Below are 16,256 nucleotides of genomic sequence, written 5' to 3'. Positions count from 1 at the left end.
GACGCCGATCTTCGCGGCCCACTCCCGACGCCCCTGCAGGTCTGGCGGCTTCCCACCCGACGCTCCCGCAGGTCTGGCGGCTTCCCACCCAACGCTGCTCCAGGTCTGGAGGGGTGCGGCCAACGGCGCTGGGACGTTTTGTGGTTAAAGGTGGAGAGCCTCCAACCTGGTGGTTGGAGGCTCTCGACCTAATGGTTGTCCGGCGGTGACCTACTCTCCCACACCCTCCCGGGTGCAGTACCATCGGCGCTGTGGGTCTTAGCTTCCGGGTTCGGAATGGGACCGGGCGTTTCCCCCACGCTATGACCGCCGTAACCCTGTGTCCGCACCCTGGCCGGGGCCTGGGGTGGGAAATCTGGTGGTTACAACATGTTCGCTGCACTTGGTGCAGTTGTGGTGTTGTTATTCAGTTATCGGTTCGCCAAGCAACGGGTTTGTTGTTTGGGAACCACATAGTGGACGCAAGCAGTCTTGTTTCTTTGTACCGCCCGTTGGTGGCAAACGCTTTTGAATCCGTTTGCCCGGGGGGTGTGTGGTGTAAGTTATCGGCCTATTAGTACCGGTCAGCTTCACGAGTCGTTAGTCCTCGCTTCCACATCCGGCCTATCAACCCAGTGGTCTGGCTGGGGGCCTCTCACACGCAAGGTGTATGGAAATCTCATCTCGAAGCGAGCTTCCCGCTTAGATGCTTTCAGCGGTTATCCCATCCGAACGTAGCTAATCAGCGGTGCACTTGGCAGTACAACTGACACACCAGAGGTTCGTCCGTCCCGGTCCTCTCGTACTAAGGACAGCCCTTCTCAAATTTCCTGCGCGCGCAGCGGATAGGGACCGAACTGTCTCACGACGTTCTAAACCCAGCTCGCGTACCGCTTTAATGGGCGAACAGCCCAACCCTTGGGACCTACTCCAGCCCCAGGATGCGACGAGCCGACATCGAGGTGCCAAACCATGCCGTCGATATGGACTCTTGGGCAAGATCAGCCTGTTATCCCCGAGGTACCTTTTATCCGTTGAGCGACGGCCATTCCACAATGTACCGCCGGATCACTAGTCCCGACTTTCGTCCCTGCTCGAGATGTCTCTCTCACAGTCAAGCTCCCTTGTGCACTTACACTCGACACCTGATTGCCAACCAGGCTGAGGGAACCTTTGGGCGCCTCCGTTACTTTTTAGGAGGCAACCGCCCCAGTTAAACTACCCATCAGGCACTGTCCCTGACCCGGATTACGGGCCGAAGTTAGATGTCCAAAGTGACCAGAGTGGTATTTCAACGATGACTCCACCCGAACTGGCGTCCGGGCTTCAACGTCTCCCACCTATCCTACACAAGCCACTCCGAACACCAATACCAAACTATAGTAAAGGTCTCGGGGTCTTTCCGTCCTGCTGCGCGTAACGAGCATCTTTACTCGTACTGCAATTTCGCCGAGTTTATGGTTGAGACAGCGGGGAAGTCGTTACTCCATTCGTGCAGGTCGGAACTTACCCGACAAGGAATTTCGCTACCTTAGGATGGTTATAGTTACCACCGCCGTTTACTGGGGCTTAAATTCTCAGCTTCGCCTTGCGGCTAACCGGTCCTCTTAACCTTCCAGCACCGGGCAGGAGTCAGTCCGTATACATCGTCTTGCGACTTCGCACGGACCTGTGTTTTTAGTAAACAGTCGCTTCCCCCTGGTCTCTGCGGCCCCTGCACGCTCCGGACAGCCAGTGTCCATCACGATAGGGGCCCCCCTTCTCCCGAAGTTACGGGGGCATTTTGCCGAGTTCCTTAACCATAATTCTCTCGATCGCCTTAGTATTCTCTACCTGATCACCTGTGTCGGTTTGGGGTACGGGCGGCTAAAACCTCGCGTCGATGCTTTTCTAGGCAGCATAGGATCACCGAATCCCCCCATACGGGGGTCCCGTCGGGTCTCAGGCATCATGAACGGCGGATTTGCCTACCGTTCGCCCTACATCCTTAGACCGGGACAACCATCGCCCGGCTCGGCTACCTTCCTGCGTCACACCTGTTAATACGCTTGCCTCCCAGGATCAGGTCCCGCGCTCCACCAAAACCCTTCCATCCAAAGGACGGTCGGGCAGGTCTCGGGCGGTTAGTATCCCCTGTTCAGCATGGGCGGTTTTTCGCCGGTACGGGAATATCAACCCGTTGTCCATCGACTACGCCTGTCGGCCTCGCCTTAGGTCCCGACTTACCCAGGGCAGATTAGCTTGACCCTGGAACCCTTGATCATTCGGCGGACGGGTTTCTCACCCGTCTTTCGCTACTCATGCCTGCATTCTCACTCGTGTAGGCTCCACCGCTGGTTTCCACCGCGACTTCACTGCCCACACGACGCTCCCCTACCCATCCAGACGCCTGAACCACAAGGGCTTAGCTAATATCTGAATGCCACAACTTCGGCGGTGTACTTGAGCCCCGCTACATTGTCGGCGCGGAATCACTTGACCAGTGAGCTATTACGCACTCTTTTAAGGATGGCTGCTTCTAAGCCAACCTCCTGGTTGTCTTCGCAACTCCACATCCTTTCCCACTTAGCACACGCTTAGGGGCCTTAGTTGGTGGTCTGGGCTGTTTCCCTCTCGACTATGAAGCTTATCCCCCACAGTCTCACTGCTGCGCTCTCACTTACCGGCATTCGGAGTTTGGCTGACGTCAGTAACCTTGTAGGGCCCATTAGCCATCCAGTAGCTCTACCTCCGGTAAGAAACACGCAACGCTGCACCTAAATGCATTTCGGGGAGAACCAGCTATCACGAAGTTTGATTGGCCTTTCACCCCTACCCACAGCTCATCCCCTCCATTTTCAACTGAAGTGGGTTCGGTCCTCCACGACGTCTTACCGTCGCTTCAACCTGGCCATGGGTAGATCACTTCGCTTCGGGTCTAGATCACGCCACTGCAACGCCCTGTTCAGACTCGCTTTCGCTACGGCTTCCCCACACGGGTTAACCTCGCGACGTAACACTAACTCGCAGGCTCATTCTTCAAAAGGCACGCCGTCACAACTACAAGGCTGCTCCGACGGATTGTAAGCACACGGTTTCAGGTACTGTTTCACTCCCCTCCCGGGGTACTTTTCACCTTTCCCTCACGGTACTGGTCCGCTATCGGTCATTAGGGAGTATTTAGGCTTATCAGGTGGTCCTGACAGATTCGCACGGGATTTCTCGGGCCCCGTGCTACTTGGGATACTTCCCAGGCGGCACACAACATTTCGGTTACGGGGCTCACACCCTCTCTGGCCGGCCTTTCAAGACCGTTCACCTATGCACATGCTCTCACCCCACTGTCCCGGCAGAGACAGAACGGAAAGTCCCACAACCCCGACCATGCAACGCCCGCCGGCTATCACACATGGAACGGTTTAGCCTGATCCGCGTTCGCTCGCCACTACTAACGGAATCACTATTGTTTTCTCTTCCTGCGGGTACTGAGATGTTTCACTTCCCCGCGTTCCCTCCACGCACCCTATGTGTTCAGATGCGGGTCACCAGATCACTCGCGCGTCTGGCGGGGTTTCCCCATTCGGACACCCTGGGATCACAGTCCGGTTATCGACTCCCCCAGGCTTATCGCAGATTCCTACGTCCTTCTTCGGCTCCTAATGCCAAGGCATCCACCGTGTGCTCTTAAAAACTTGACCACAAAAGATCAAGGAGTAATTTCGAGAGAACCACGAAACCAACCACACCCAACAACACCACCCCAAAAGGAGTGACACCATCACGCGCAGCCAGATCCAGGTTCATAATTCTTGGAAATTGCTTCTTATAAAAGATGCTCGCGTCCACTATGTAGTTCTCAAACAACAACCCCGTACCACACACCCCACACACTTAGGCCCCCAAAAGGACCCATACAGTGCGTGTTCGTCGCAGCCGGGAAACCAGAAACACAAGTCCCGGGGTCACCCCCGGTCCTGTTGTCTCAGGACCCAACAGTGTGCCAAACACTAAACCGCCCGTACCCTCAAACACCGTTCCAGGAACCACACAAGGGTGGTTCCGTACTGGGTGCCGGAGAAAACGCAGCGGCCGCTATTTGTTGATATTCCACCCGTGAGCACCCGCCGCAGAACAATCGTCTGCGCAACGGGCGTACTCCTGACAACACCACCACAGGACATGCGTCCGGTGATGAGCATTGTAGGTGCTCCTTAGAAAGGAGGTGATCCAGCCGCACCTTCCGGTACGGCTACCTTGTTACGACTTAGTCCCAATCGCCAGTCCCACCTTCGACAGCTCCCTCCCACAAGGGGTTAGGCCACCGGCTTCGGGTGTTACCAACTTTCGTGACTTGACGGGCGGTGTGTACAAGGCCCGGGAACGTATTCACCGCAGCGTTGCTGATCTGCGATTACTAGCGACTCCGACTTCATGGGGTCGAGTTGCAGACCCCAATCCGAACTGAGACCGGCTTTTTGGGATTAGCTCCACCTCACAGTATCGCAACCCTTTGTACCGGCCATTGTAGCATGCGTGAAGCCCAAGACATAAGGGGCATGATGATTTGACGTCGTCCCCACCTTCCTCCGAGTTGACCCCGGCAGTCTCCCATGAGTCCCCGCCATTACGCGCTGGCAACATGGAACGAGGGTTGCGCTCGTTGCGGGACTTAACCCAACATCTCACGACACGAGCTGACGACAACCATGCACCACCTGTGAACCGACCGCAAGCGGGGCACCTGTTTCCAGGTATTACCGGTTCATGTCAAGCCTTGGTAAGGTTCTTCGCGTTGCATCGAATTAATCCGCATGCTCCGCCGCTTGTGCGGGCCCCCGTCAATTCCTTTGAGTTTTAGCCTTGCGGCCGTACTCCCCAGGCGGGGCACTTAATGCGTTAGCTACGGCGCGGAAAACGTGGAATGTCCCCCACACCTAGTGCCCAACGTTTACGGCATGGACTACCAGGGTATCTAATCCTGTTCGCTCCCCATGCTTTCGCTCCTCAGCGTCAGTTAATGCCCAGAGACCTGCCTTCGCCATCGGTGTTCCTCCTGATATCTGCGCATTTCACCGCTACACCAGGAATTCCAGTCTCCCCTACATCACTCTAGTCTGCCCGTACCCACCGCAGATCCGGAGTTGAGCCCCGGACTTTCACGGCAGACGCGACAAACCGCCTACGAGCTCTTTACGCCCAATAATTCCGGATAACGCTTGCGCCCTACGTATTACCGCGGCTGCTGGCACGTAGTTAGCCGGCGCTTCTTCTGCAGGTACCGTCACTTTCGCTTCTTCCCTACTGAAAGAGGTTTACAACCCGAAGGCCGTCATCCCTCACGCGGCGTCGCTGCATCAGGCTTGCGCCCATTGTGCAATATTCCCCACTGCTGCCTCCCGTAGGAGTCTGGGCCGTGTCTCAGTCCCAGTGTGGCCGGTCACCCTCTCAGGCCGGCTACCCGTCGTCGCCTTGGTGAGCCATTACCTCACCAACAAGCTGATAGGCCGCGAGTCCATCCAAAACCACAAAAAGCTTTCCACCCCCCACCATGCGATGAGGAGTCATATCCGGTATTAGACCCAGTTTCCCAGGCTTATCCCAGAGTTAAGGGCAGGTTACTCACGTGTTACTCACCCGTTCGCCACTAATCCCCCCACAAGTGAGGTTCATCGTTCGACTTGCATGTGTTAAGCACGCCGCCAGCGTTCATCCTGAGCCAGGATCAAACTCTCCGTTGAAGAACAGACACAGCATCCGCCCCCGGGAAAACGGGAACAAACACTGCACAAAATTTGAAACCAGCTAAAAACACCAGACCACACCACGGGGTGGCGGGCCCGGCAAATTCAACCAATTCAATACAATAAATTGGTATCAACAAACTTGGCACACTATTGAGTTCTCAAACAACAGACACACCCGGCACCACCACAACCATCAATTCGGTCAAGGATCGCTCCGGAGCAACTTTTCAAACTTACCCGAACCCGGGAGTATTCGCAAATTCGCATTTCCGCGAATCACATTCTCCCAAGAAGGTCCCCGCCCGGTCATCAGCACGCAAAGATGCGAACCATTTTCCAGGCCGTTTAGAAGGGGGTCGGTCGCTATCTCTCCGCATCAGCGGCGGCGACTCGAACTACTTTACACACCAACCCGACCCCAAACAAATCGGCCCCCCTGGCACGAAGATCCGCGGAAAGACGGGCCTAATCTGGCCGCCAACGCCCTTACCGGGGCAGCCGGCGTCGAATGTTGGCGTGTGTGCTCCGTCACCGCAGCGCCTCCGATGAAAGCCGCACGGCGGGCACGGCCCTTAACGCGGTAAGGGCCGGCACCCAAACGGGTGCCGGCCCTTCTTCAAGCCACTGGATTCAGGAGTACTGAATTACCAGGAAGACTTCGTGATGCCCGGGAGCTCACCGCGGTGAGCCATGTCGCGGAAGCGAACACGGGAGATACCGAACTTCTGGAACGTACCGCGGGGGCGGCCGTCGATGATGTCGCGGTTACGCAGGCGGACCGGCGAGGCGTTGCGGGGCAGCTTCTGCAGGCCGAGGCGTGCGGCTTCGCGTGCTTCATCGGTTGAGTTGGGGTCAACCAGAGCCTTCTTCAGTTCGAGGCGCTTTGCAGCGTAACGCTCGACGATGACTTTACGCTGTTCGTTCTTAGCGATCATTGACTTCTTAGCCATGTGTTTAGCGCTCCTCTCGGAATTCGACGTGCTGGCGGATTTTGGGATCGTACTTCCGAAGGACCATACGGTCCGGGTCGTTACGACGGTTCTTGCGCGTCACGTAGGTGTAACCCGTGCCCGCGGTCGACTTGAGCTTGATGATCGGACGTACGTCCTTGTCCTTTGCCACTAGAGCTTCACTCCTCGTGCCAGGATGGCGGCGACGACTACGTCGATGCCGCGTACGTCGATGGTCTTGATGCCACGTGCAGAGACCTGCAGGGTGACATTACGGCGCAGGGACGGAACCCAGTAGCGCTTCTTCTGGATGTTCGGGTCGAACCGGCGCTTGTTGCGGCGGTGCGAGTGCGAAATGCTGTGTCCAAAGCCCGGCTCGGCTCCGGTCACCTGGCAGTGTGCTGCCATGACGACTCTCCTCGTGAAAATAAAATGAAACGGTCGGCGGAGTTCCGCGTAACCGTGCGATCGGCAGCGTCCGTATCCAGCTCCCACATGCGTCCGGCGGTGCTGCGGCAGCCGGCTGAACCGGTTGCAGTCATCACTGCGGCGACGATTGTGGGTCTCGGGCACGGGGCGGAGGAAACCTTTGAGGTAGCCACCGCGGAGTGCCCGGAAACTGGGCGAATACAGGAGTGCACGCAACTTGAGCCCCTAACTACCGGCCACCGGAAGAGCCTGATTTCGCAGACTTTCCCGCCAACCGGAGCAATTGCACACGCTCCGCGCCACCTAGCGCCTACCAAGTCTACGAGTTTGGCGAATTAAAGACCAATCCGGGTCTCCGGGGTGTATAAGCGGCGGCGGCCCCCGCAGCGAAGTCATAACAGGGGCGCAGTCCTTTCACAGCAAAATGATAGGCACCGGGCAGAGTCTTGGATGCATGAACACATCAACCCAGACCGCCGTGCGCCCCGCGGTCCGACGGGCCCCCGGTAACGCTTTCAAGGGACAACACCGCCGGCGGATGATTCAAGCAGACCTCCTGACGGTGATTGCCTGGACCTCCGTGGCCGGGGCCGTGGCCTTGTGGCTCGCCGACGGCAGTGCCGCGGGCTTCTCAAGCGTTGCCGGAGCCATCACGGCACCGGGGATCGTGGCCGGTCTCGCCGGGATGGACCTGGTCCTGCTGATGCTGCTCCTCGCGGCCCGCCTGCCGATCATCGACGGCGCCGTGGGCCATGACCGCGCCCTTGAATTCCACCGCAAACTCGGAAAACCCTCCCTCTACCTCCTGCTGGCACACGGCGTCCTGCTCGCGACCGGCTACGGACTGGCCGAAGGGCTCGACCCGGTCAGCGAAGCGGTGGCCCTGTGGGTCCTCGTGCCCGACATGTGGCTCGCGTTCGTTTCGCTGGCGTTGTTCATCGCCGTCGTCGTGACCTCGCTGGTGGCCGTCCGCCGTCGTTTTCCCTATGAGTTCTGGTACGCCGTCCACCTGCTGACCTACGCCGCGGTGCTGACGTCACTGCCCCACCAGTTCAGCGTCGGCGGCCTCTTTGCCGAGGGCACCTGGCAGCGCTGGTACTGGCTTGCGGTCTGCATCGGCACCGGGGCGGCGCTGGTGCACTACCGGGTCCTCGAGCCGGTCGTGGCCACGCTCCGGCACCAGCTGCGCGTCAGCCGGGTGGTGGCCGTGGGCCATGGGGCGGTCAGCATCGAAATGGCGGGCCGGCACCTCGACGAGCTGTCCGGCAGCGGCGGCCGGTTCTTTATTTGGCGGTTCCTGGCCCCCGGGCAGTGGTGGCACCCGCATCCGTTCAGCCTCTCCGCGGAGCCGCTGCAGGTGGACGCCGACGGCGGCGGGCGGTTGCGGATCACGGTCCGCAACCTCGGCCAGGGCTCGGCGGCGCTGGCGAGGCTGAAGCCCGGCACCCGGGTTGCGGTCGAAGGACCCTACGGGCTGTTCAGCACCGCGGCCCGCAGCCGCCGGCACGTGGTCATGATCGGCGCCGGCATCGGCATCACCCCCATCCGCGCCCTGCTGGAGCGGACTCCGTTCGAGCCGGGGGACGCCACCGTCATTCTCCGCGGCCACAGCACGTCCGGGCTGTACCTCGGCGACGAGATCCTCGAGCTCTGCCAGCGCCGCGGCGCCACCTTGTTCCACCTGACCGGGCGCCGGCCCCGGGGAGCGCAGACCTGGCTGCCGGAGAGCGAGGCGCGCGCCGGCTACCGGCTGGCAAGCTACGCGCCCAACCTGGCCGACGCCGACGTCTACGTCTGCGGGCCGGCCGGATGGGCCCGCAACGTCCTCGATGACGCACGCCGGGCCGGCGTGCGGGAAGAGCAACTCCACTACGAAAGGTTCGACTGGTGAGAATCCGCGCAATAGTTTCAGCAACCCTGGCCTCCGCCGGGATCCTGGTGGCCGGCTGGCAGTCGGGAACCCACGTGGCGGACACGGCCAGCGCAACCGGCACCACGGCCGGCCCCGCCGGGGCCACTGGCACCGGGACCACCGGCACCACGGGGTCGGGATCCGGGTCAAGCAGCAAGGGCTCGAGCGGGTCGGCGGGGAGTTCCGCAGCTGCCTCCGGGTCCACCGGCTCGTCCGGTTCCTCGGGCACCGGCTCGAACGCGGCCGGTACCTTTGCCGGCAAGGTTGTACAGACCCGCTTCGGCGCGGTGCAGGTGCAGATCAGTGTCAGCGCCGGCACCATTACCGACGTCACCGCCCTGCAGCTCACCGATGACGACCGGAAGTCGGTGCAGATCAGCAACCGCGCCGCGCCGCTGCTGCGCGCGGCGGTCCTCAAGGCCCAATCGGCCAAGGTCCAGACCATCAGCGGCGCCACCGTCACCAGCTCCGCCTATCTGACCTCGCTCCAGGCAGCCCTTGATGCAGCCCACCTCTGACCTTGAGGTCCCGCAGCTGAAGGCAAAGACCTTCCGCTGCATGGGAACCGTCATCAGCCTCACCGTGCCGGTTGCTCCGGGCGAGCGGTCAGCTGCGGCAGAGGAGGCACTCACGGACGCCACCGGCGCCGTCGAACGGCTGTTCCAGGAACTCGACGCACGTTTCAGCCTGTACCGGACGGAATCCGAGGCCAGCAGGCTTGCCCGCAGGGAATTGACGCTGCGGGCGGCCTCACAGGACTTCCGGGACCGCTATGCCGAGGCCGCCCAATGGCGGCTCCTGACCGAGGGCGCCTTCACGCCGGAACGGCCGGACGGCGTTCCGGACCTGTCCGGGCTGTCAAGGGCTTCGCGATCAAAGAAGCCGGAGCCGCCCTGCAGTCGCTGGGGCTCGGCGACTGGTGCCTGAACGCCGGCGGCGATGTCCTCGCTACCGGTTCGCCCATCGCCGGCAGCCGGGCCTCCTGGCAGGCCGGGATCGTCGACCCGGAGGACCGCACGACCTTGATCGCCGCCTACCCGCTCGGCGGCGGCACGGGCGTGGGGGCGCTGGCCACCTCAGGTTCCGCCGAGCGCGGCGACCACATCTGGACCAGCGGCGCCGGGGTCAGCGCATTCCGGCAGGTCTCGGTCGCCGCGGCGGACATCGTCACCGCCGATGTGCTCGCGACGGCCGTCGTGGCTGGCGGGGTTCCCATGCTCAACCGGGCCACCAGCGGCTGGGACGTTGAGGTTCTTGCCATCCGGAACGACGGCGGCATCCTCGCGACGCAGGGATTCCGCGCCTAGGCTGATTCGTCCATCGCCGTCAGGGCGTTGGACGCGGCGACGCGGGAGTACCACAGGCCGCTGGCCTTCGGGATGCGGCGCTGGGTGTCGTAGTCCACCCGGACCAGCCCGAAGCGCTGGTGGTAGCCGAAGGCCCATTCGAAGTTGTCCAGCAGGGACCAGGCGAAGTAGCCACGGACGTCCACGCCGTCGGCCAACGACGCGTGCAGGGCCCGCAGATGCTCGTCGAAGAAGGCAAGCCGTGCACGGTCATCGACGAATCCCCGGGCATCCGGAACGTCCTCGAAGGCGGCGCCGTTTTCCGTGATGTAGATCGGGATCCCGGCCGGGCCGGTGTACTCGCGCTGCAGCCGGTTCAGCAGCCAGCGGAGGCCCTCGGGCTGCACCTCCCAGCCCATCCCGGTGACGGGCAGGCCGCGCGGCACCTGCCGGACGCCGTCGGCCGCAACCAGCGGGGACGCCGGCTGCGCCGGCCGCGGCTCGGGGTCGGTGGTGAAGGCGTCCCCGTGGTAGTAATTGACGCCCAGCACGTCGACGGGTGCCGAAATCACGTCGAGGTCCCCCGGCCGGACGACGTCGGCCATGCCGAGGTGCGCGACGTCGGCCAGCACGTCCGCCGGGTATTCGCCGCGGAAGATCGGGTCCAGGAACAGCCGGTTCGACTGTCCGTCCACCCTGCGGGCCGCGTCCACGTCCCCCTCCCGGTCCGGATCGGCAGGATCGGCCACCGTCAGGTTCAAGGTGATGCCCAGCGTCGCCTCCGGATCCCGCCGGCGGAGCTCGCGGACGGCCAGTCCGTGGCCCAGCAGCAGGTGGTGGACAGCTGCGAGCGCCGCGGCGGGCTCCCGACGTCCCGGGGCGTGGATGCCTGCGGCGTAACCCAGGAACGCGGAGACCCAGGGTTCGTTGAGGGTGGTCCAGATCCGCACCCGGTCCCCGAGCGCCTCGTGCATGAGAGCGGCGTAGGCGGCAAAACGCTCGGCGGTTTCCCGTGACGCCCAGCCGCCCTTATCTTCCAGCGCCTGCGGCAGGTCCCAGTGGTACAGGGTGACCCAGGGTGTGATGCCGGCGTCGAGCAGCTGATCGACCAGGCGCGAATAGAACGCGATGCCTTCGGGATTCGGCGTCACGCCGTCGGGCATGCAGCGGGCCCAGGAGATCGAGAACCGGTAGGCGGCCAGGTTCAGGTCCTTCATCAGCGCGATGTCCTCGGCCGTGCGGTGGTAGTGGTCGCAGGCGACACCGCCATTCTGGGCATCCGCGACGGCCCCCGGCACCCGGCAAAAGACGTCCCAGATGGATTCCCCGCGGCCTCCCTCCCGTGCGGCGCCCTCGATCTGGTAAGCGGCGGTGGCGGCTCCCCACAGGAAACCGGCCGGGAAGCTGAGGGCGCTGCGGGTCATCCTGTTGCTCCTTGCGTTGCTAAAGACGGGTGAGCTGAGGATACCGCGGCGACAGCCCGTCGCCGGAGGACTTTCCCGTGACGCGGCGCACCACCCACGGGCCAGCGAATTCGCGCACCCAGCGGGCGTTCGCGCGGATCGCCTCGGAGCGGCTGAGTTCCGGGACCGGCGTCATCGGCGGGACGTCGATCGAGTGCTCGTGCTCCAGCACGGTGAGGACCCGCTTGGCCATGTTGGCGTGGCCGGCGGCGGACATGTGCATCCGGTCGGTGGCCCACATGCCCCAGTCGTAGTACTCGCTGAACCGCCAGTAGTCCACCAGCAGGGCACCGTGATCGCCGGCGATGCCGCGGACCAGTTCGTTGTAGATCGCGGTCCGGCCGCGCATGGTCCCAAAAACCTTGGAGCCGCGGGCGTCGAAGCCGGTGAACATCACCACGGTGGCGCCGGTGGCCTTCAGTTTGCGGATGCCCGCATCGTATTCCACCAGAAGGTCATCGATGTCGATTTTGGGACGGAGGATGTCATTCGCACCGGCGTAGATGGTCACCAGAGTGGGGTTCAGCGCGACGGCGGCGTCCACCTGCTCGGCCATGATCTGGCGGAGTTTCCGCCCGCGGATGGCGAGATTGGCGTAGCCGAAGCCCGGGTCGGCCGCGCCCAACTGCTCGGCGACGCGGTCCGCCCAGCCGCGTACCCCGTTGGGGCGGGCCGGATCATCGTCGCCGACTCCTTCCGTGAAGGAGTCTCCGAGTGCAACGTAGCGGGCAGCGAAATCCATGGACCCCAGTTTGCCATCTGTTGCTGAGAGCAACCAAGGGACCGTGCGGGCTGCCCTAGGCGGGGGGAAGCGTGTTGTCGCGCAGGATCCAGTGGTCGGTGTCGAGCCGGGACACGATCTTCTCGCCGATCCGGGCCAGGGCCGCGACGTCGTCCGGATCGAGGGCGTCCAGGAAGAGCGACCGGACGGCCTCCACATGGCCCGGCGCGAGCCCCGCAATGGTGGCCATGCCGGCGTCGGTGAGGTGTGCCGTGGTGACGCGGGCGTCGCCGGGGTGCGGCCGGCGCTCCAGCCAGCCGCGGTTTTGGAGTTTGGTCACCACGTGCGAGAGCCGCGACAGCGAGGCACTGGTGCGTGCCGCGAGTTCGCTCATGGGCAGGTAGCGCCCCTCCGCCTCGGACAGCATGGCCAGGACGTTGTAGTCGAACAGCGAGAGCTTTCCGGCCGCGTGCAGCTGCGTGTCCAGCGCGGCGGGCAGCAGCGTGTTGATGCTCAGCTGGGCCAGCCAGGCACGGCGTTCGTCGGCGTTAAGCCAGCGCGGTTCGGTCATGGCACCATTCTAGGAGACTCGAAGCTTGAGGGTTCAACCAGGCGCGGTACGGGCGGCCAAAGTACCCTCCGGGCCGCCCCGCGCAGGCGGTAGGCTGACGCTATGTACGTAGTCTCCCTGACCTACAAGGTGCCTGAAGAGATCGTCGACTTCCACCTGCCGGCGCATGTCGCCTGGCTGCAGGATGCCTTCGACCGCGGAGTCTTTATGGTGGCGGGCCGCAAGATCCCGCGCACCGGCGCCCTCCTGCTCTCCAACGCGGACCGCGCCGACCTGGACGCTGCGCTGGAACAAGACCCCTTCTACGTCAACGGCGTGGCGGAATTCGACGTCGAGGAGTTCCACGCCAGCCGCGTCGCACCGGGGTACGAAAACCTGCTGGACAGCTAGCTCACCCCGGCAGCAGCTTCTTCAGCCCGCCCTTGCGGGGGACCTTCACAGGTTGGGGCCACCGCGGGTTGAGCTGGTCTCCCAGCGTGACGCCGCGAAGTTTGCGGCCAAAGAGGGGCAGCACCCAGTCGTGCACCCAGCGGCGCTGCCGCCGCTCCCAATCCCGCAGGCCGAGCCTGGCCGGCGGCTCCCATTCTTTGGGGCTGATGTTGTGCGGCACGCCCAGATGGTCCAGCACCTGCGCGGCCAGGTACTTGTGGCCGGCCTTGGACATGTGCAGCCGGTCCGTATCCCACATTCGCGGATCGTGGAAAGCCTCAAAGCACCAGTAGTCGACCAGCACCGCGCCGTACCAGTGGGCCAGCTCGCGGACGCGCCGGTTGTAGAGGGTGTTGCGCCTCTTCAACGGTTCGAGCAGGACCGAGACCTTGACGTCGAAGCCCGTGAACAGCACCACGGTGGCCCCGCTGGCGGCGAGCCTTGAGACGAGGTACTCGTAGTCATCCATCAGGTCTTCTATGTCCGTGCCGAAGTCCAGGATGTCGTTCCCGCCGGCGTAAAGGGTAACCAGGGTCGGTTCCATGGCCAAGGCCGGTTCCAGCTGCTCCGCGATGATGTGGCGCAGGCGCTTGCTGCGGATGGCGAGATTGGCGTACTCCCACCCCGGGTCCGCCTTCGCCAGTTTCTCGGCCACGCGGTCGGCCCAGCCGCGGACCCCGTTGGGCAGCCTGTTGCTGCGGTCGCCCACACCCTCGGTGAAGGAGTCCCCGAGGGCAACAAAGACCCGCCGCCCGTTCGGACCCGGAGTCAGGAGATTCTCGGCCATGGCGCCACGGTAGCGCCGCCGGACGACGTCGGGGTTAACGTCCGGGGCACAAGCGGTGCGGCGGTTCCGCGGGAAACGGCCTAGAGCTCCGCCTTCCCCTGCCGCCAGTACCCCATGAACGCAACCTGCTTCCTGTCGATCCCCACGTCCCGCACAAGGTAGCGGCGCAGGTCCTTGACGGTGCCAGCTTCGCCCGCGATCCACGCGTAGAACGGGAGGGCGCCGGCCGGTTTGCCCGGGTTGCGGCCGGTGCGGAGCGCCGCCGCATCCAGCCGTGCCGGGGTGTCCCAGAGGATGTCCAGGTCCACGTTGACGTCCTCGGGTTCCGGGCCGGCGGAGGGATCCGGTGCGGTGACGCCCACCCAGCCCGGCGGCGGTACGGCCGCGCGGACGGCCGCCTGGAGGCGCTCGCCGCGCGGCCGGGTCCCGTTCGCCGTACTGCGGGCCAGCCAGGTGACGGCGACGTCGGCGGGCGAGCCGAGGTCCTGGAAGTCGGCGGGCGAGGGGACCTCCAGCAGCGCCTGGCCGCTCAGGTACGGCGGGAGGCATTCGAGGATGGCGCCGATGGCGGGAACCGCTGTTTCATCGCCGGCCAGGAGCACCCTTTGGGCCAGGCCCGGCCGCCATTCGATGCCGGCGTAGCTTTCCGCCGTGACGCAGTGCGCTGCCCGGTTGTTGGGCCCGATCAGGACCAGCCCGTCGCCCGGCCGGGCACGGGCCGCCCAGTCGGCGGCGGGGCCGCCCTTGCCGGCTGCGTCGAAGTGCAGCACGAAGTCGACGTCGATCTCCGGATAGACGGAGTCGAGGCGCGCCTGCCGCACGGTGTAGGTGCGCATGGCGCCCCGGACAGCCGGGTCCAGGGCCAGCCATTCGCTGTACCAGGCGGGCTTTTCGGTCCGGAATTCGGGCAGCGGGAGGCCGGTGCCGTCGGCGGCCCGGGAGGGGATCATGAGCTTGATCCGCAGGTCCAGGGTGTTTCCGTGCACGCCGAAGTGGCGCAGCGAGTAGCCGCCGAAGGTGATCCGGCGGAAATTCGGGCTGAGCTGTTCCACGGCCGTGACGCGGACGTCGAATGCCCTGGTCATGGGCTCGGCGGCGGGCAGTGCCGTCACCGCCGCGGGAGCCGGGGACGGGGGACGCGTTGCGGTCATGGGATCAGCTCCAGCTGCGGGTTCGGTACGGAGGCGGGCGATGCATGGGCGGGCGCGGTGTGGTGGCGGCCGAGCGGGACAATCAGCGGGGTGCCGGAGACAGGGTCGGACACCACCCTGGACTCGAGCCCGAAGACGTCGCGGACCAAGGACTCCGTGATGACCGTCCCGGCGTCGCCCTCGGCGGCGATGCGGCCGTTCTTCATGGCGATGATGTGGTCCGCGTAGCGAGCGGCCAGATTGAGGTCGTGCAGCACGATCGCCACCGTGGTGCCCCGCCGGCGGTTCAGGTCCGTCAGCAGGTCCAGGACTTCCACCTGGTGCGCGAGGTCAAGGTAGGTGGTGGGTTCATCGAGCAGCAGCACCTCGGTTTCCTGGGCCAGGGCCATCGCGATCCATACACGCTGCCGCTGCCCGCCGGAGAGCTGATCGACGGTACGGTCGGCGATTCCCAGGGTGTCGGTAGCGGACATGGCCTCGTGCACGGCGCGCTCATCCTGCAGCGATGCTCCGCCGGACCAGCCGCGGAAGAAGCTCTGGTGCGGGAAGCGGCCGCGGCCCACCAGGTCCCGGACGGTGATGCCGTCAGGCGCCGTCGGATGCTGCGGAAGCAGCCCGAGGATGCGGGCCACCTCGCGGGCTGGCCTCGTGTGGATGTCCTTGCCGCCGAGGCTCACCGTGCCGGCCGCGGGCTTGAGCAGCCGGGACAGGGCGCGGAGCAGTGTCGATTTTCCGCAGGCGTTGGCGCCCACGATCATGGTCACCTCGCCCTCGGGGATCTCGGTGCTCAGCCCCTCAAGGACTATCCGCTGGTCATATTTCAGGGTCAAGCCGGAGGCGTGCAGGGTGGCCATG

14 protein-coding genes and 3 rRNA genes are annotated in these 16,256 nt (G+C 63.8%); 5 read left to right on the top strand and 12 right to left on the bottom strand.

The features are described from left to right. Window positions 1-197: 197 nt before the first annotated feature. The 6 genes from rrf to rpmB form a co-directional block, all read right to left on the bottom strand. A 5S ribosomal RNA gene (gene rrf, locus AC6I9V_RS09385) occupies window positions 198-314 on the bottom strand. Between the two features lie 218 nt (window positions 315-532). Next, a 23S ribosomal RNA gene (locus AC6I9V_RS09380) occupies window positions 533-3,656 on the bottom strand. A 517-nt stretch (window positions 3,657-4,173) separates the two neighbouring features. Beyond that, window positions 4,174-5,696 (bottom strand): 16S ribosomal RNA (locus AC6I9V_RS09375). Together the 16S, 23S and 5S rRNA genes form the textbook arrangement of a ribosomal RNA operon. A gap of 650 nt (window positions 5,697-6,346) precedes the next feature. Next, window positions 6,347-6,652, bottom strand: a complete 306-nt coding sequence (rpsN, locus tag AC6I9V_RS09370; protein WP_043485315.1) for a 30S ribosomal protein S14 — start codon at window positions 6,650-6,652, stop codon at window positions 6,347-6,349. Between the two features lie 4 nt (window positions 6,653-6,656). After that, window positions 6,657-6,824, bottom strand: coding sequence for a 50S ribosomal protein L33 (gene rpmG, locus AC6I9V_RS09365; protein WP_056737121.1), 168 nt, complete (start codon window positions 6,822-6,824; stop codon window positions 6,657-6,659). Beyond that, window positions 6,824-7,060, bottom strand: a complete 237-nt coding sequence (gene rpmB, locus AC6I9V_RS09360) for a 50S ribosomal protein L28 (RefSeq protein WP_011693744.1) — start codon at window positions 7,058-7,060, stop codon at window positions 6,824-6,826. The genes rpmG and rpmB overlap by 1 nt, the downstream gene beginning before the upstream one ends. A gap of 559 nt (window positions 7,061-7,619) precedes the next feature. Between rpmB and AC6I9V_RS09355 the strand changes: the two genes are divergently transcribed. From AC6I9V_RS09355 to AC6I9V_RS09340, 4 genes are read left to right on the top strand one after another with little or no spacing between them, the layout of a single operon-like run. Next, entirely contained in the window at window positions 7,620-8,972 is a 1,353-nt protein-coding gene (locus AC6I9V_RS09355; RefSeq protein ID WP_349412856.1) for a ferredoxin reductase family protein, read from the top strand. Beyond that, on the top strand, window positions 8,969-9,511 hold the full coding sequence (locus AC6I9V_RS09350) for an FMN-binding protein (protein WP_349412855.1): 543 nt from the start codon (window positions 8,969-8,971) through the stop codon (window positions 9,509-9,511). The genes AC6I9V_RS09355 and AC6I9V_RS09350 overlap by 4 nt, the downstream gene beginning before the upstream one ends. Further along, complete coding sequence (locus AC6I9V_RS09345) at window positions 9,495-9,920, top strand: FAD:protein FMN transferase (protein ID WP_497899203.1); 426 nt, start codon at window positions 9,495-9,497, stop codon at window positions 9,918-9,920. Before AC6I9V_RS09350 ends, AC6I9V_RS09345 begins: the two co-directional genes overlap by 17 nt. After that, a complete protein-coding gene (locus AC6I9V_RS09340; RefSeq protein WP_497900294.1) occupies window positions 9,866-10,300 on the top strand; it encodes an FAD:protein FMN transferase in 435 nt (144 codons plus the stop codon). The genes AC6I9V_RS09345 and AC6I9V_RS09340 overlap by 55 nt, the downstream gene beginning before the upstream one ends. Here AC6I9V_RS09340 and AC6I9V_RS09335 read toward each other — a convergent pair. Genes AC6I9V_RS09335 through AC6I9V_RS09325 form a run of 3 tightly spaced genes read right to left on the bottom strand, consistent with a single transcriptional unit; the run spans window position 10,297 to window position 13,034 of the window. Beyond that, window positions 10,297-11,703 (bottom strand): GH1 family beta-glucosidase, encoded by a 1,407-nt coding sequence (locus AC6I9V_RS09335; RefSeq protein ID WP_497899202.1) that lies wholly within the window; start codon window positions 11,701-11,703, stop codon window positions 10,297-10,299. The two genes, AC6I9V_RS09340 and AC6I9V_RS09335, sit on opposite strands and share 4 nt — an antisense overlap. A 19-nt stretch (window positions 11,704-11,722) precedes the next feature. Next, window positions 11,723-12,484, bottom strand: coding sequence for an SGNH/GDSL hydrolase family protein (locus AC6I9V_RS09330; protein ID WP_497899200.1), 762 nt, complete (start codon window positions 12,482-12,484; stop codon window positions 11,723-11,725). A 55-nt stretch (window positions 12,485-12,539) separates the two neighbouring features. After that, complete coding sequence (locus AC6I9V_RS09325; protein ID WP_349412851.1) at window positions 12,540-13,034, bottom strand: MarR family winged helix-turn-helix transcriptional regulator; 495 nt, start codon at window positions 13,032-13,034, stop codon at window positions 12,540-12,542. Between the two features lie 102 nt (window positions 13,035-13,136). On the opposite strand from AC6I9V_RS09325, the gene AC6I9V_RS09320 reads away from it, so the two are divergent. Then, window positions 13,137-13,424 carry a YciI family protein gene (locus AC6I9V_RS09320; protein WP_349412850.1) on the top strand — a complete coding sequence of 96 codons (288 nt, stop codon included), beginning with the start codon at window positions 13,137-13,139 and terminating at the stop codon, window positions 13,422-13,424. A 1-nt stretch (window position 13,425) separates the two neighbouring features. Here the strand turns inward: AC6I9V_RS09320 and AC6I9V_RS09315 are convergent, their stop codons facing one another. The 3 genes from AC6I9V_RS09315 to AC6I9V_RS09305 all read right to left on the bottom strand — a co-directional run bounded on the left by AC6I9V_RS09315 (window position 13,426) and on the right by AC6I9V_RS09305 (window position 16,255). Further along, on the bottom strand, window positions 13,426-14,250 hold the full coding sequence (locus tag AC6I9V_RS09315; protein ID WP_349412849.1) for an SGNH/GDSL hydrolase family protein: 825 nt from the start codon (window positions 14,248-14,250) through the stop codon (window positions 13,426-13,428). Window positions 14,251-14,330: 80 nt separating this feature from the next. Next, window positions 14,331-15,401 (bottom strand): siderophore-interacting protein, encoded by a 1,071-nt coding sequence (locus tag AC6I9V_RS09310; protein WP_497899199.1) that lies wholly within the window; start codon window positions 15,399-15,401, stop codon window positions 14,331-14,333. After that, complete coding sequence (locus AC6I9V_RS09305) at window positions 15,398-16,255, bottom strand: ABC transporter ATP-binding protein (protein WP_349412848.1); 858 nt, start codon at window positions 16,253-16,255, stop codon at window positions 15,398-15,400. The genes AC6I9V_RS09310 and AC6I9V_RS09305 overlap by 4 nt, the downstream gene beginning before the upstream one ends. Window position 16,256 lies beyond the last annotated feature (1 nt).

Source organism: Arthrobacter sp. SlRoot2-15 (assembly GCF_059739345.1).
Note: the sequence above shows the minus strand (reverse complement) of the source record. Positions and strands in the feature narration are given on the sequence as shown.